Source organism: Epilithonimonas hispanica (assembly GCF_003385395.1).
In the GTDB taxonomy this organism is placed as follows: Bacteria; Bacteroidota; Bacteroidia; order Flavobacteriales; family Weeksellaceae; genus Epilithonimonas; species Epilithonimonas hispanica.
Genome location: NZ_QNUG01000054.1, coordinates 1 through 15129, shown reverse-complemented (window position 1 = coordinate 15129; position 15129 = coordinate 1). Strand labels below are relative to the sequence as shown.

The following is a 15129-nucleotide window of genomic DNA, read 5'->3' as shown; positions in this document are numbered from 1 at the left end:
AATATAGATCCTCTTGCTGAGAAATATGCTTATAATTCTACGTACGCTTTCCAAGAAAATAAGATGGGATTGGGAAGAGAATTGGAAGGATTGGAATTGCGCCAAGATAGAGGTATGATTATCGCCACGGGAATGTCACAAAATGATATTTACACCAAAGAGCCTCTTCCAAGTTATATGGCTTATTACAACCTCAATGCTAAAGCTCCAGAATCACAAGGAATGGATGCTGCAGACTTGCCTTTGGGAGCGGCAGGTATGGGAAGATGGAATGATGCTGATGGTTCATTTTCTTCTTTTGCAGGAGAAGCAAAAGCTACAAAAGCTTTAGGCATATTTGAAGTTATTAAATTAGCTAATACTGCAATTGATGGGATTGAAGGAATGAAAATATCAGCGGAAAATGTAAAAGCGGTTAATTATATGGGAAAACTGGTGGATCAATTTAAAGATATGACTACAGCTCAAAATGTTGTAAATAAAGCTGATTTAAAGCTTGACTCCAAAACAAAAACCGAAATTACCAATTACGTATTTAATGGTGCTTTACCTGCAGATATTGATAAGAGAAGTAATTCCGTTGTTAACTTAGGTTCAAAAACTAATATTGTTAATACAGCAAATTCTATTATGAGAAAAAATGATATTGTTGTTCGCAATAGTTGGGAAACTAAAACAAAACAACAAAATGAAGAAGCGGCTAGACAACAACAAAATAAACTTCAAAACATTGGAAGATGAAAATTATAACATATACGTTGTTAATTAGTTTATTGTTATTTTCCTGTAATACTCAAGCTATTAAAGAACGTAAAATAAAAAAAACTGTTGAAAATATTTTAAATGCTATTGAAAAAAACAGTACAAACCAGTGTATGGATTTAATTAAAGATAGTAAAGGTTCTTATGGTAGTATTAATATGCAGGTTCATTTTTTAAATAGAAATTATAAAAAAATTAATTCCCAGATTGATTTAAGAGAGAATATAAAAGTAAAAGATACTATTTATGTAGGTGCTAAAATGCAATATGTTCAATATAAGGTAGTAAACAATAATGCCAATTATGTAGAAAAACCATTGCTAATTACATTTATATTTTACGATCAAGAAGGATATGATAAGATATTCAACTCTTCTTTCGTAGAGAATTTTTTAGATTGGGAATAACAAACGTAAAATAAAAAGACTCCGGACTCCGTCTACTGGCCAATAATTTATAATAAACAAAGCCAACTTTTAGAGTTGGCTTTTATTCTGGTCTTTTGCTTGTATCTTGGTTAGCTTGGAAGACGGCATCAACAAGAATCAGTTTTTTGTCTTCGGCGATTTTATAGAAAATAATGTACGGATATTTTTTGAGAGGAAGACCTCTAAAATCTTTGTAATACTCTTGGAAGAAAGGATTTTGTAAGATTTTCTTTAAAGTAGCTTGGTAGTCTGTTACAAAATTTTGAGCCACTTTTACGGATGCTTTTTTTTTGTAATAAGCAACAGCTTCTCTAATATCCAGTTTAGCGTTTGGAGAAACTTTTACTTTATAAGCCATATTCTTTTTTTAGTTCCTCTATGAACTCATCATTATCCTGATATTCAGAAAGCGGTAGATTTTCTTGGCTATCCAATATTTTTTTTTGTTTTTCGGAGAGTTCAAAAATCTCCTCTTTTTCATTTTTGTATTGCGCTCCTATAAGCTCAAGAAACTCTAAAAATAAAGATGTTTTATTATCTGGAATAGATACATTAAAAGTCGTCATAATTGCTTGTTTTAAACGTTGGCAAAAGTTCTTCGGGTTTTAAAATCCCGAATGTAAGTATCAATCAAATCGTAAAGCGTTTGCTTTTTGCTTTCTTCCAAAAGTTCCAGTTCTTTTATTCTGTCTACCGTTCTTTTATCGAAAGAAACCTGCGAAGTCTCGCCGACCAAATAATCTAAAGAAACTCCGAGAGCATCTGCAATTTTTTTGGCAGCATCAATGGACGGAATTGCTTCCCCTCTCTCATACTTACCAATCATCACACGAGAAACTCCGCTTTTATCGGCTAAATCACTTTGAGAGAAACCATTTTTGTCTCTTAAAGTTGTAATAATACTTCCTATACTCATCTCTAAAAAGATATAAAAGTTCGTAATAATTAATGATAGAAACAAAATTATGAAAATAAAGGATATAAAAAAATCTGATAGGATTTGTATGGTTGAAAACAAAAAGATACTTTTGTATCTGATAATAACATCGAAAAAATTTAAAATATTTTTTTCAAATGGAAATCCAAGAAATAAAATCCCGGTTATCAATTGCTACGGTTCTGCATTATTACGGTTTAAAACCTGATAAAAACGCAAAAATGTGCTGTCCGTTCCACGAGGATAAAACACCAAGTATGCAGATTTACTACAAAACACAAACGGCATATTGCTTTAGTTCCAATTGTAAAACGCACGGTAAAAGTATGGATGTGATCGATTTTATTCTGCACAAGGAGAACTGCACGAAACACGAAGCGATAAAGAAAGCGGTAGAGATTTTAGGACACCAAGAACCCAACAAAAAAGACCGTTATCAGAAAAATTTATCCCGGGAAGAATTTTTAGGAAATATGTTCCAATATTTTAGAAATGCCATTAATAACAGCAAACCTGCAAAAGATTATTTGGAAAAAAGAAGTTTAGATTTTACAAAAATCGAAGTCGGTTACAACTCTGGTCAGTTCCATCACGGAGCGAGAAAGGATGAAAATGTAATTGCACAGGCATTAGAATACGGTTTATTGTTGGACAAAGGAATTACAGGAAGAACCGGAGAGAAAGCATACGGAGTTTTTGGAAAATGGAGTATTTGTTTTGCTTTGAAAAATAAAGAGAACGAAGTTGCAGGATTGTACTTCCGTTCTACTTTAAATGATGATAAAGCAAAACATTTTTACTTAAAAAACAGAACAGGAATTTATCCCGGTTATCCAAATCCAAACACAAAGAAACTCATTTTAACCGAAGCAATTATAGATGCAGCTTCATTACTTCAGATAAAAAATATTGCAGAAAATTACAGTATTGTAGCGTGTTTTGGAACAAACGGATTGAATGAAGAAATTTTAAACTCAATCAAAAGTTTAGAATTTTTGGAAGAAATAATATTTTGTTTTGACCAAGACGAAGCCGGAAAAATAGCAGTAGAAAAATACGGAAAAGTTCTGCAGGAAGAAATGCCAGGAATAAAAATATCAAGTGTAGAACTTCCTAATAATGATGTGAATGAAACTTTACAACTTCATAACGAAGAAATATTTTTGGAATTATTGGAAAACAAAAAAGATATTTTTCTTTCAACTGAAACCGAAAGGTTCGCAAATACCGATGAAAACAATAGACAAGGAAATGAGCAAAAAAAGAAAATTACAATTACAGAAGCAGAACCAAAAGCAGAACTACGAGCAGAACCGAAAACAATCACAGAATTTTTAGAGCAAAAAGACCTATTAAAATCTCTGAATTATTTAATCGAAAAATCCGGAATCATCGGGGAAGAAAACAGCAGAATGCTTTTGTTTTTAATCATCATCAGTTACTTAAATAAAAATCCTCTGCACGCTTTAGTACAAGGAAGTTCGGGAAGCGGAAAGACGCATATTATCAGTAGAATTGCTGATTTAATGCCACAAGAAGACGTTTTGAGATTTACGAGAATTACAGAATCAAGTTTATACAATTGGGGCGAGTTCGATTTATTCCAAAAAATAATAATCATTGAAGATTTAGACGGATTGAAAGAAGATGCATTGTATGCGTTACGAGAATTTATCAGCAATCAAGTGTTGAGAAGTTCGGTAACAATCAAAGACAAAAAAGGAAATAATAAATCCAGTCATAAAATTGTAAAGGGACAATTCAGCAGTTTATCAGCAACTACAAAAGGCGAAACCTACGAAGATAATATGAGCAGAAGTTTTTTAATTGCCGTCGATGAAAGCAAGGAACAAACGCAAAGAATTATCCAATATCAGAACCGCAGAAATGCAGGGGAAATCAATCCGGAAGAACAACAAAAAGCCATACATTTTATACAAAAAATCGTTAGAAATTTAAAGTTTTATGAAGTGGTAAATCCGTATGCAACAAAGCTCAATCTTCCCGAAAAGGTGCATAAAATAAGGAGATTAAACGAAATGTACCAAGCCGTAATAAAACAAGTTACATTTTTAAACCAATATCAGAGAAAACTCACAAAAGACAATCAATTAATTACGGAGATTGAAGATATAGAACAGGCTACGGAAATATTATTTGAAAGCATTGTTTTAAAAGTGGATGAATTGGACGGAAGTTTACGGCAGTTTTTTGAAAGACTAAAAAAGTTTGTAAAGAACGAAAAGCAGGATTTTGTTTTAAGAGAAATCAGACAGGAATTTAATATCAGCAAAACGCAAATGTTCCGCTACATACAAACGCTTACGGAACTGGATTATATCAAACAAATCGGAGGTTTTGCCAACAAAGGAATCAAATATAAAATCTCTTATTGGGATAATTATCAGAAGCTAAGAGCGGAAATCAAAGACTTTTTAATGCTGCAAATTTTAGAATTAAAACAGGAGCAAACCGCACCTTCCAAACCGAAAAACAAGAAACTAAGTACGATAGTCAATGAAAGTATTTAGGAACGCTACGGAACACAAAAGGAACGCTAAAAGATATATCTATGATAATAAGAAATCCGATGAATAAAGAATTTGTAGGAAAAATAAAATCTTGCGTTCCAAAATTTAAAATATTGAGTAAGCAAAACAGTCATACTTAAAAAATGGGAGCACCAAGTAAACACAAAATCTATTCGGAAAACTATGAGGAACAGGCAAGAAATTATAAAAAGCATTTAGATATTTTAGGTCTGAAATCAGAAACTACACAAGCAAGATATTTATATCTGAAAGAATTTTTGAGTTGGTTGGAAAAGCAGAAAATTTTTGAACTCTCAAAAGTTACACCCAAAGAAATAGCCGATTATCATTACTATTTACAAAATAAAATCAGTCAGAGAACAGGAAAACCAATCACGCAAAAAAGCGTTTATGACAATATGCGGAATATGCAAAACTATTTTGGGTATTTGTTAGAAATTGGCGAACTGAAAAAAAGTCCTGCATCACACTTGAAATTTACAAATCCCGACGAAAAAGTAGAGCGATTTATATTTAGTCAAAATCAAATACAGGAACTCTATGAAGTAGCGGGTTTACAGGAAAAAGCCATTTTAAATATGGGTTACGGTTGTGGTTTAAGAGTACAGGAAATAAGCGATTTAAATAAAGAAGATTTACGATTATCCGAAAATTTTGTGATTGTTCAAAAAGGTAAAAACAATAAGAGAAGAATTGTTCCAATCAATGATAAAATCAGAGAAGAATTAGAAGAATTTATTTTTTCTTCAGATGAAAAACAAAAGGAAGTTTTTGTAAATAATAAACAAAGAAGAATGCAGGAATGGGGGTTTAATGCACGATTAAAAGCATTGATTTTAAAAACAGAATTTGGAAAACAATTAACCTCTGAAGAACTGAATAAAATCGGAATACATAATCTGCGACACTCGATTGCAACACATTTATTAGAAAACGGAATGAAGCTCGAACAAGTGCAGAAATTTTTGGGACACAGTCATATTGAAAGCACGGAAATTTACACACACATAACCAATGAACAATTAAAAAATATGAATTAAAAATGAATGAAAACGTTGAAAGAATATTTAGAAAAAAAATATAGTAAAAGCACGTTAAACAGCAACTTATACAACATCAGAAGATTTACGGATTATTACGGAAACAAAGCCGAAAAAGCCAATTACAGAGACGTTTTACAATACATAGAATATTTAAGAAAAAACTACGATTTACATCCGAAAACTTTAAAACATTGTTTGTATGCCGTAAAAATCTACTTCAATTATTTATTAGAAATCGGGAAAAGAAAAGACCATCCTTGCAGTGAATTGAATTTAAAAGACAAAATAAACAAGCAGATCCAAGTCGATAATTTATACACTACTGAAACATTAGAAAACTACTTTGAAACCTATAAAATCCGAAAAAAAAAGCATTTAGAAAACAGAAATAAAATCCTAATAAGTTTACTCATTTACCAAGCGTTAACCGTAAGAGAAATTGCAGAATTGGAAATCCAAGATATTAATTTAGAAAAAGCAGAAATCCACATAAAAAACGGTTACAGACAACAAAAAAGAATACTTCCTCTGCAAGCAAAACAAATCCTGTTATTTTATAATTATTTAGAAAAAGACAGAGAAAATTTATTATCTAAAAACCAAACACAAAAAACCGAAAACCATTTTATTTTAGGACAATACGGCGAAAAAATAAATCCGCACGGAATCAGCAAAATGATCAACGAAACCCGGAAAGAAAACGAGAAAATACAACCGATGAAAATCCGCCAATCCGTCATTGCAAACTTGTTAAAAAAAGAAAATGACACGAGAATTGTTCAGGTTTTTTCTGGACATAAAAAAGCATCCACAACACAGCAATACAAACAAACCGACTTAGAAATTTTACAAAACGCAGTAAATCTTTACCATCCAAGAAAATAGACTTGATATTTTTAGACTTGAGACACGAGATTGAAATTTTGAATCTTGAATTTTGAATCCGGAATTAATTGCCCACCGCTTGCATTTTGAATTAAATATCCCGCCCCCAAAGCTAAAAAAGACATTTTCCTCCAAAGCTTTGCCAGAGCTTTTCCAACTCCTTAATGCCACACCAAATCACATAGTCTAAATTATTCTTAATTTGCCAATGCTACAACGTGCGTTTCCAATTCGTATACTTTGCTCCACCGCAAACGACCCGCATTCTTTCCTATTATTTCAGATTCTGTCAAATGCTTTACTTTGCGTCGTTTTTTTAAAAAACTCCGCAGCAGCCGCATCTTAGCCAACGCTTTTCCAACCACTTTCCCGAAGCAGAAAAAGACTTTTTTGCCAACAGCTTCCCACCCGAAATAAGGAAAAATGCGCCAACACCTTTAGATTCGTTCTCCGATTGAAAAGGAAGTTATCAATTGAAAGAAAATGTGGATTTGCGGAAAAACCCAAAGCGAAACCCACCGCAGTTTTTTCCGCAATCCCACATTTACAACAACACCGACAGCGGATTTTAAAATCACTTTTTTGCCTTTATTGAATTACTTGCAACAATAATCAAAACGGTCAATGAAATGATGAAATAAATTACTTCGTTCATAATATTTTAATTTTAAATTTTTCTTTTTCGACAAATATAAACTCGCACTTTAGCGAAATCGTTTTTGCTTAACTAAAACATAATTGATTGAAAATCAGTATTATTTTTTTGCTTCTGCTGTATTTTTTAAAATCTCAAACCCAATTATTTTTTTTTCAATTGAAAGAAAAAAAGTAATTTTACAGAAGCGTGAACAGAGCAGTGTTCAAAAAGGAAGCGTTCGCGCGAGTTGAAAGTTGTGCAGAGTTGGTTGAATATAGATCCTCTTGCTGAGAAATATGCTTATAATTCTACGTACGCTTTCCAAGAAAATAAGATGGGATTGGGAAGAGAATTGGAAGGATTGGAATTGCGCCAAGATAGAGGTATGATTATCGCCACGGGAATGTCACAAAATGATATTTACACCAAAGAGCCTCTTCCAAGTTATATGGCTTATTACAACCTCAATGCTAAAGCTCCAGAATCACAAGGAATGGATGCTGCAGACTTGCCTTTGGGAGCGGCAGGTATGGGAAGATGGAATGATGCTGATGGTTCATTTTCTTCTTTTGCAGGAGAAGCAAAAGCTACAAAAGCTTTAGGCATATTTGAAGTTATTAAATTAGCTAATACTGCAATTGATGGGATTGAAGGAATGAAAATATCAGCGGAAAATGTAAAAGCGGTTAATTATATGGGAAAACTGGTGGATCAATTTAAAGATATGACTACAGCTCAAAATGTTGTAAATAAAGCTGATTTAAAGCTTGACTCCAAAACAAAAACCGAAATTACCAATTACGTATTTAATGGTGCTTTACCTGCAGATATTGATAAGAGAAGTAATTCCGTTGTTAACTTAGGTTCAAAAACTAATATTGTTAATACAGCAAATTCTATTATGAGAAAAAATGATATTGTTGTTCGCAATAGTTGGGAAACTAAAACAAAACAACAAAATGAAGAAGCGGCTAGACAACAACAAAATAAACTTCAAAACATTGGAAGATGAAAATTATAACATATACGTTGTTAATTAGTTTATTGTTATTTTCCTGTAATACTCAAGCTATTAAAGAACGTAAAATAAAAAAAACTGTTGAAAATATTTTAAATGCTATTGAAAAAAACAGTACAAACCAGTGTATGGATTTAATTAAAGATAGTAAAGGTTCTTATGGTAGTATTAATATGCAGGTTCATTTTTTAAATAGAAATTATAAAAAAATTAATTCCCAGATTGATTTAAGAGAGAATATAAAAGTAAAAGATACTATTTATGTAGGTGCTAAAATGCAATATGTTCAATATAAGGTAGTAAACAATAATGCCAATTATGTAGAAAAACCATTGCTAATTACATTTATATTTTACGATCAAGAAGGATATGATAAGATATTCAACTCTTCTTTCGTAGAGAATTTTTTAGATTGGGAATAACAAACGTAAAATAAAAAGACTCCGGACTCCGTCTACTGGCCAATAATTTATAATAAACAAAGCCAACTTTTAGAGTTGGCTTTTATTCTGGTCTTTTGCTTGTATCTTGGTTAGCTTGGAAGACGGCATCAACAAGAATCAGTTTTTTGTCTTCGGCGATTTTATAGAAAATAATGTACGGATATTTTTTGAGAGGAAGACCTCTAAAATCTTTGTAATACTCTTGGAAGAAAGGATTTTGTAAGATTTTCTTTAAAGTAGCTTGGTAGTCTGTTACAAAATTTTGAGCCACTTTTACGGATGCTTTTTTTTTGTAATAAGCAACAGCTTCTCTAATATCCAGTTTAGCGTTTGGAGAAACTTTTACTTTATAAGCCATATTCTTTTTTTAGTTCCTCTATGAACTCATCATTATCCTGATATTCAGAAAGCGGTAGATTTTCTTGGCTATCCAATATTTTTTTTTGTTTTTCGGAGAGTTCAAAAATCTCCTCTTTTTCATTTTTGTATTGCGCTCCTATAAGCTCAAGAAACTCTAAAAATAAAGATGTTTTATTATCTGGAATAGATACATTAAAAGTCGTCATAATTGCTTGTTTTAAACGTTGGCAAAAGTTCTTCGGGTTTTAAAATCCCGAATGTAAGTATCAATCAAATCGTAAAGCGTTTGCTTTTTGCTTTCTTCCAAAAGTTCCAGTTCTTTTATTCTGTCTACCGTTCTTTTATCGAAAGAAACCTGCGAAGTCTCGCCGACCAAATAATCTAAAGAAACTCCGAGAGCATCTGCAATTTTTTTGGCAGCATCAATGGACGGAATTGCTTCCCCTCTCTCATACTTACCAATCATCACACGAGAAACTCCGCTTTTATCGGCTAAATCACTTTGAGAGAAACCATTTTTGTCTCTTAAAGTTGTAATAATACTTCCTATACTCATCTCTAAAAAGATATAAAAGTTCGTAATAATTAATGATAGAAACAAAATTATGAAAATAAAGGATATAAAAAAATCTGATAGGATTTGTATGGTTGAAAACAAAAAGATACTTTTGTATCTGATAATAACATCGAAAAAATTTAAAATATTTTTTTCAAATGGAAATCCAAGAAATAAAATCCCGGTTATCAATTGCTACGGTTCTGCATTATTACGGTTTAAAACCTGATAAAAACGCAAAAATGTGCTGTCCGTTCCACGAGGATAAAACACCAAGTATGCAGATTTACTACAAAACACAAACGGCATATTGCTTTAGTTCCAATTGTAAAACGCACGGTAAAAGTATGGATGTGATCGATTTTATTCTGCACAAGGAGAACTGCACGAAACACGAAGCGATAAAGAAAGCGGTAGAGATTTTAGGACACCAAGAACCCAACAAAAAAGACCGTTATCAGAAAAATTTATCCCGGGAAGAATTTTTAGGAAATATGTTCCAATATTTTAGAAATGCCATTAATAACAGCAAACCTGCAAAAGATTATTTGGAAAAAAGAAGTTTAGATTTTACAAAAATCGAAGTCGGTTACAACTCTGGTCAGTTCCATCACGGAGCGAGAAAGGATGAAAATGTAATTGCACAGGCATTAGAATACGGTTTATTGTTGGACAAAGGAATTACAGGAAGAACCGGAGAGAAAGCATACGGAGTTTTTGGAAAATGGAGTATTTGTTTTGCTTTGAAAAATAAAGAGAACGAAGTTGCAGGATTGTACTTCCGTTCTACTTTAAATGATGATAAAGCAAAACATTTTTACTTAAAAAACAGAACAGGAATTTATCCCGGTTATCCAAATCCAAACACAAAGAAACTCATTTTAACCGAAGCAATTATAGATGCAGCTTCATTACTTCAGATAAAAAATATTGCAGAAAATTACAGTATTGTAGCGTGTTTTGGAACAAACGGATTGAATGAAGAAATTTTAAACTCAATCAAAAGTTTAGAATTTTTGGAAGAAATAATATTTTGTTTTGACCAAGACGAAGCCGGAAAAATAGCAGTAGAAAAATACGGAAAAGTTCTGCAGGAAGAAATGCCAGGAATAAAAATATCAAGTGTAGAACTTCCTAATAATGATGTGAATGAAACTTTACAACTTCATAACGAAGAAATATTTTTGGAATTATTGGAAAACAAAAAAGATATTTTTCTTTCAACTGAAACCGAAAGGTTCGCAAATACCGATGAAAACAATAGACAAGGAAATGAGCAAAAAAAGAAAATTACAATTACAGAAGCAGAACCAAAAGCAGAACTACGAGCAGAACCGAAAACAATCACAGAATTTTTAGAGCAAAAAGACCTATTAAAATCTCTGAATTATTTAATCGAAAAATCCGGAATCATCGGGGAAGAAAACAGCAGAATGCTTTTGTTTTTAATCATCATCAGTTACTTAAATAAAAATCCTCTGCACGCTTTAGTACAAGGAAGTTCGGGAAGCGGAAAGACGCATATTATCAGTAGAATTGCTGATTTAATGCCACAAGAAGACGTTTTGAGATTTACGAGAATTACAGAATCAAGTTTATACAATTGGGGCGAGTTCGATTTATTCCAAAAAATAATAATCATTGAAGATTTAGACGGATTGAAAGAAGATGCATTGTATGCGTTACGAGAATTTATCAGCAATCAAGTGTTGAGAAGTTCGGTAACAATCAAAGACAAAAAAGGAAATAATAAATCCAGTCATAAAATTGTAAAGGGACAATTCAGCAGTTTATCAGCAACTACAAAAGGCGAAACCTACGAAGATAATATGAGCAGAAGTTTTTTAATTGCCGTCGATGAAAGCAAGGAACAAACGCAAAGAATTATCCAATATCAGAACCGCAGAAATGCAGGGGAAATCAATCCGGAAGAACAACAAAAAGCCATACATTTTATACAAAAAATCGTTAGAAATTTAAAGTTTTATGAAGTGGTAAATCCGTATGCAACAAAGCTCAATCTTCCCGAAAAGGTGCATAAAATAAGGAGATTAAACGAAATGTACCAAGCCGTAATAAAACAAGTTACATTTTTAAACCAATATCAGAGAAAACTCACAAAAGACAATCAATTAATTACGGAGATTGAAGATATAGAACAGGCTACGGAAATATTATTTGAAAGCATTGTTTTAAAAGTGGATGAATTGGACGGAAGTTTACGGCAGTTTTTTGAAAGACTAAAAAAGTTTGTAAAGAACGAAAAGCAGGATTTTGTTTTAAGAGAAATCAGACAGGAATTTAATATCAGCAAAACGCAAATGTTCCGCTACATACAAACGCTTACGGAACTGGATTATATCAAACAAATCGGAGGTTTTGCCAACAAAGGAATCAAATATAAAATCTCTTATTGGGATAATTATCAGAAGCTAAGAGCGGAAATCAAAGACTTTTTAATGCTGCAAATTTTAGAATTAAAACAGGAGCAAACCGCACCTTCCAAACCGAAAAACAAGAAACTAAGTACGATAGTCAATGAAAGTATTTAGGAACGCTACGGAACACAAAAGGAACGCTAAAAGATATATCTATGATAATAAGAAATCCGATGAATAAAGAATTTGTAGGAAAAATAAAATCTTGCGTTCCAAAATTTAAAATATTGAGTAAGCAAAACAGTCATACTTAAAAAATGGGAGCACCAAGTAAACACAAAATCTATTCGGAAAACTATGAGGAACAGGCAAGAAATTATAAAAAGCATTTAGATATTTTAGGTCTGAAATCAGAAACTACACAAGCAAGATATTTATATCTGAAAGAATTTTTGAGTTGGTTGGAAAAGCAGAAAATTTTTGAACTCTCAAAAGTTACACCCAAAGAAATAGCCGATTATCATTACTATTTACAAAATAAAATCAGTCAGAGAACAGGAAAACCAATCACGCAAAAAAGCGTTTATGACAATATGCGGAATATGCAAAACTATTTTGGGTATTTGTTAGAAATTGGCGAACTGAAAAAAAGTCCTGCATCACACTTGAAATTTACAAATCCCGACGAAAAAGTAGAGCGATTTATATTTAGTCAAAATCAAATACAGGAACTCTATGAAGTAGCGGGTTTACAGGAAAAAGCCATTTTAAATATGGGTTACGGTTGTGGTTTAAGAGTACAGGAAATAAGCGATTTAAATAAAGAAGATTTACGATTATCCGAAAATTTTGTGATTGTTCAAAAAGGTAAAAACAATAAGAGAAGAATTGTTCCAATCAATGATAAAATCAGAGAAGAATTAGAAGAATTTATTTTTTCTTCAGATGAAAAACAAAAGGAAGTTTTTGTAAATAATAAACAAAGAAGAATGCAGGAATGGGGGTTTAATGCACGATTAAAAGCATTGATTTTAAAAACAGAATTTGGAAAACAATTAACCTCTGAAGAACTGAATAAAATCGGAATACATAATCTGCGACACTCGATTGCAACACATTTATTAGAAAACGGAATGAAGCTCGAACAAGTGCAGAAATTTTTGGGACACAGTCATATTGAAAGCACGGAAATTTACACACACATAACCAATGAACAATTAAAAAATATGAATTAAAAATGAATGAAAACGTTGAAAGAATATTTAGAAAAAAAATATAGTAAAAGCACGTTAAACAGCAACTTATACAACATCAGAAGATTTACGGATTATTACGGAAACAAAGCCGAAAAAGCCAATTACAGAGACGTTTTACAATACATAGAATATTTAAGAAAAAACTACGATTTACATCCGAAAACTTTAAAACATTGTTTGTATGCCGTAAAAATCTACTTCAATTATTTATTAGAAATCGGGAAAAGAAAAGACCATCCTTGCAGTGAATTGAATTTAAAAGACAAAATAAACAAGCAGATCCAAGTCGATAATTTATACACTACTGAAACATTAGAAAACTACTTTGAAACCTATAAAATCCGAAAAAAAAAGCATTTAGAAAACAGAAATAAAATCCTAATAAGTTTACTCATTTACCAAGCGTTAACCGTAAGAGAAATTGCAGAATTGGAAATCCAAGATATTAATTTAGAAAAAGCAGAAATCCACATAAAAAACGGTTACAGACAACAAAAAAGAATACTTCCTCTGCAAGCAAAACAAATCCTGTTATTTTATAATTATTTAGAAAAAGACAGAGAAAATTTATTATCTAAAAACCAAACACAAAAAACCGAAAACCATTTTATTTTAGGACAATACGGCGAAAAAATAAATCCGCACGGAATCAGCAAAATGATCAACGAAACCCGGAAAGAAAACGAGAAAATACAACCGATGAAAATCCGCCAATCCGTCATTGCAAACTTGTTAAAAAAAGAAAATGACACGAGAATTGTTCAGGTTTTTTCTGGACATAAAAAAGCATCCACAACACAGCAATACAAACAAACCGACTTAGAAATTTTACAAAACGCAGTAAATCTTTACCATCCAAGAAAATAGACTTGATATTTTTAGACTTGAGACACGAGATTGAAATTTTGAATCTTGAATTTTGAATCCGGAATTAATTGCCCACCGCTTGCATTTTGAATTAAATATCCCGCCCCCAAAGCTAAAAAAGACATTCTCCTCCAAAGCTTTGCCAGAGCTTTTCCAACGCTTTAATGCCACAGCAAATTACATAATCGAAATTATAGTCAAATTGCTAACGCTACAACGTGCGTTTCCACTCCGTAAACTTCGCCCCACCGCAAACCATCCGCATTTTTGCCTATAATTTGAGACTATTTAAAATGCTTTCCGTTGCTACGTTTTTTTAAAAAACTCCCCACCAGCCGCATCTTAGCCAACGCTTTTCCAACCACTTTCCCGAAGCAGAAAAAGACTTTTTTGCCAACAGCTTCCCACCCGAAATAAGGAAAAATGCGCCAACACCTTTAGATTCGTTCTCCGATTGAAAAGGAAGTTATCAATTGAAAGAAAATGTGGATTTGCGGAAAAACCCAAAGCGAAACCCACCGCAGTTTTTTCCGCAATCCCACATTTACAACAACACCGACAGCGGTTTTTAAAATCACTTTTTTGCCTTTATTGAATTACTTGCAACAATAATCAAAACGGTCAATGAAATGATGAAATAAATTACTTCGTTCATAATATTTTAATTTTAAATTTTTCTTTTTCGACAAATATAAACTCGCACTTTAGCGAAATCGTTTTTGCTTAACTAAAACATAATTGATTGAAAATCAGTATTATTTTTTTGCTTCTGCTGTATTTTTTAAAATCTCAAACCCAATTATTTTTTTTTCAATTGAAAGAAAAAAAGTAATTTTACAGAAGCGTGAACAGAGCAGTGTTCAAAAAGGAAGCGTTCGCGCGAGTTGAAAGTTGTGCAGAGTTGGTTGAACATAGATCCCTTAGCTGAAAAATATCCGACTTGGACTCCTTATGCTTTTAGCGGTAACAGAGTTATTGACGCAAGAGAGTTAGAAGGTTTAGAACCT

General features: G+C 32.1%; 15 protein-coding genes and 1 pseudogene. 10 read left to right on the top strand and 6 right to left on the bottom strand.

Features of this window, described 5'->3' with window-relative positions; genetic code table 11:
• Together DRF58_RS18410 and DRF58_RS16215 are read left to right on the top strand one after the other, a co-directional pair.
• Positions 1–741, top strand: a pseudogene (locus tag DRF58_RS18410) (hypothetical protein); the annotation flags it as partial.
• The gene (locus DRF58_RS16215; RefSeq protein ID WP_116036912.1) at positions 738–1169 is read left to right on the top strand and encodes a hypothetical protein; all 432 of its coding nucleotides are present in this window, start codon (positions 738–740) and stop codon (positions 1167–1169) included. The pseudogene DRF58_RS18410 and the gene DRF58_RS16215, both read left to right, overlap by 4 nt.
• A gap of 82 nt (positions 1170–1251) precedes the next feature.
• On the opposite strand, the gene DRF58_RS16210 is transcribed toward DRF58_RS16215, so the two are convergent.
• From DRF58_RS16210 to DRF58_RS16200, 3 genes are read right to left on the bottom strand one after another with little or no spacing between them, the layout of a single operon-like run.
• Complete coding sequence (locus tag DRF58_RS16210; protein WP_116036910.1) at positions 1252–1548, bottom strand: type II toxin-antitoxin system RelE/ParE family toxin; 297 nt, start codon at positions 1546–1548, stop codon at positions 1252–1254.
• Positions 1538–1756 carry a hypothetical protein gene (locus tag DRF58_RS16205; RefSeq protein ID WP_116036908.1) on the bottom strand — a complete coding sequence of 73 codons (219 nt, stop codon included), beginning with the start codon at positions 1754–1756 and terminating at the stop codon, positions 1538–1540. Before DRF58_RS16205 ends, DRF58_RS16210 begins: the two co-directional genes overlap by 11 nt.
• 11 nt (positions 1757–1767) lie before the next feature.
• Positions 1768–2106: a helix-turn-helix domain-containing protein gene (locus tag DRF58_RS16200; protein WP_116036907.1), complete on the bottom strand. Its 339-nt coding sequence runs from the start codon at positions 2104–2106 to the stop codon at positions 1768–1770.
• A 158-nt stretch (positions 2107–2264) separates the two neighbouring features.
• Between DRF58_RS16200 and DRF58_RS16195 the strand changes: the two genes are divergently transcribed.
• From DRF58_RS16195 to DRF58_RS16175, 5 genes are all read left to right on the top strand, one after another.
• A complete protein-coding gene (locus DRF58_RS16195; protein WP_116036905.1) occupies positions 2265–4658 on the top strand; it encodes a CHC2 zinc finger domain-containing protein in 2394 nt (797 codons plus the stop codon).
• A 143-nt stretch (positions 4659–4801) separates the two neighbouring features.
• A complete protein-coding gene (locus tag DRF58_RS16190; protein ID WP_116036903.1) occupies positions 4802–5719 on the top strand; it encodes a tyrosine-type recombinase/integrase in 918 nt (305 codons plus the stop codon).
• A gap of 6 nt (positions 5720–5725) precedes the next feature.
• The gene (locus DRF58_RS16185) at positions 5726–6607 is read left to right on the top strand and encodes a tyrosine-type recombinase/integrase (RefSeq protein WP_116036901.1); all 882 of its coding nucleotides are present in this window, start codon (positions 5726–5728) and stop codon (positions 6605–6607) included.
• Positions 6608–7512: 905 nt separating this feature from the next.
• On the top strand, positions 7513–8256 hold the full coding sequence (locus tag DRF58_RS16180; protein WP_123902435.1) for a hypothetical protein: 744 nt from the start codon (positions 7513–7515) through the stop codon (positions 8254–8256).
• On the top strand, positions 8253–8684 hold the full coding sequence (locus DRF58_RS16175; RefSeq protein ID WP_116036912.1) for a hypothetical protein: 432 nt from the start codon (positions 8253–8255) through the stop codon (positions 8682–8684). Before DRF58_RS16180 ends, DRF58_RS16175 begins: the two co-directional genes overlap by 4 nt.
• 82 nt (positions 8685–8766) lie before the next feature.
• Here DRF58_RS16175 and DRF58_RS16170 read toward each other — a convergent pair whose 3' ends face one another.
• From DRF58_RS16170 to DRF58_RS16160, 3 genes are read right to left on the bottom strand one after another with little or no spacing between them, the layout of a single operon-like run.
• Positions 8767–9063: a type II toxin-antitoxin system RelE/ParE family toxin gene (locus DRF58_RS16170; RefSeq protein WP_116036910.1), complete on the bottom strand. Its 297-nt coding sequence runs from the start codon at positions 9061–9063 to the stop codon at positions 8767–8769.
• Positions 9053–9271, bottom strand: a complete 219-nt coding sequence (locus tag DRF58_RS16165) for a hypothetical protein (RefSeq protein WP_116036908.1) — start codon at positions 9269–9271, stop codon at positions 9053–9055. The genes DRF58_RS16170 and DRF58_RS16165 overlap by 11 nt, the downstream gene beginning before the upstream one ends.
• An 11-nt stretch (positions 9272–9282) precedes the next feature.
• The gene (locus DRF58_RS16160) at positions 9283–9621 is read right to left on the bottom strand and encodes a helix-turn-helix domain-containing protein (protein ID WP_116036907.1); all 339 of its coding nucleotides are present in this window, start codon (positions 9619–9621) and stop codon (positions 9283–9285) included.
• A 158-nt stretch (positions 9622–9779) separates the two neighbouring features.
• Here DRF58_RS16160 and DRF58_RS16155 point away from each other — a divergent pair, with 158 nt between their 5' ends.
• From DRF58_RS16155 to DRF58_RS16145, 3 genes are all read left to right on the top strand, one after another.
• Complete coding sequence (locus tag DRF58_RS16155; protein ID WP_116036905.1) at positions 9780–12173, top strand: CHC2 zinc finger domain-containing protein; 2394 nt, start codon at positions 9780–9782, stop codon at positions 12171–12173.
• A gap of 143 nt (positions 12174–12316) precedes the next feature.
• Positions 12317–13234, top strand: coding sequence for a tyrosine-type recombinase/integrase (locus tag DRF58_RS16150; protein WP_116036903.1), 918 nt, complete (start codon positions 12317–12319; stop codon positions 13232–13234).
• A gap of 6 nt (positions 13235–13240) precedes the next feature.
• Positions 13241–14122: a tyrosine-type recombinase/integrase gene (locus DRF58_RS16145; protein WP_116036901.1), complete on the top strand. Its 882-nt coding sequence runs from the start codon at positions 13241–13243 to the stop codon at positions 14120–14122.
• Positions 14123–15129 lie beyond the last annotated feature (1007 nt).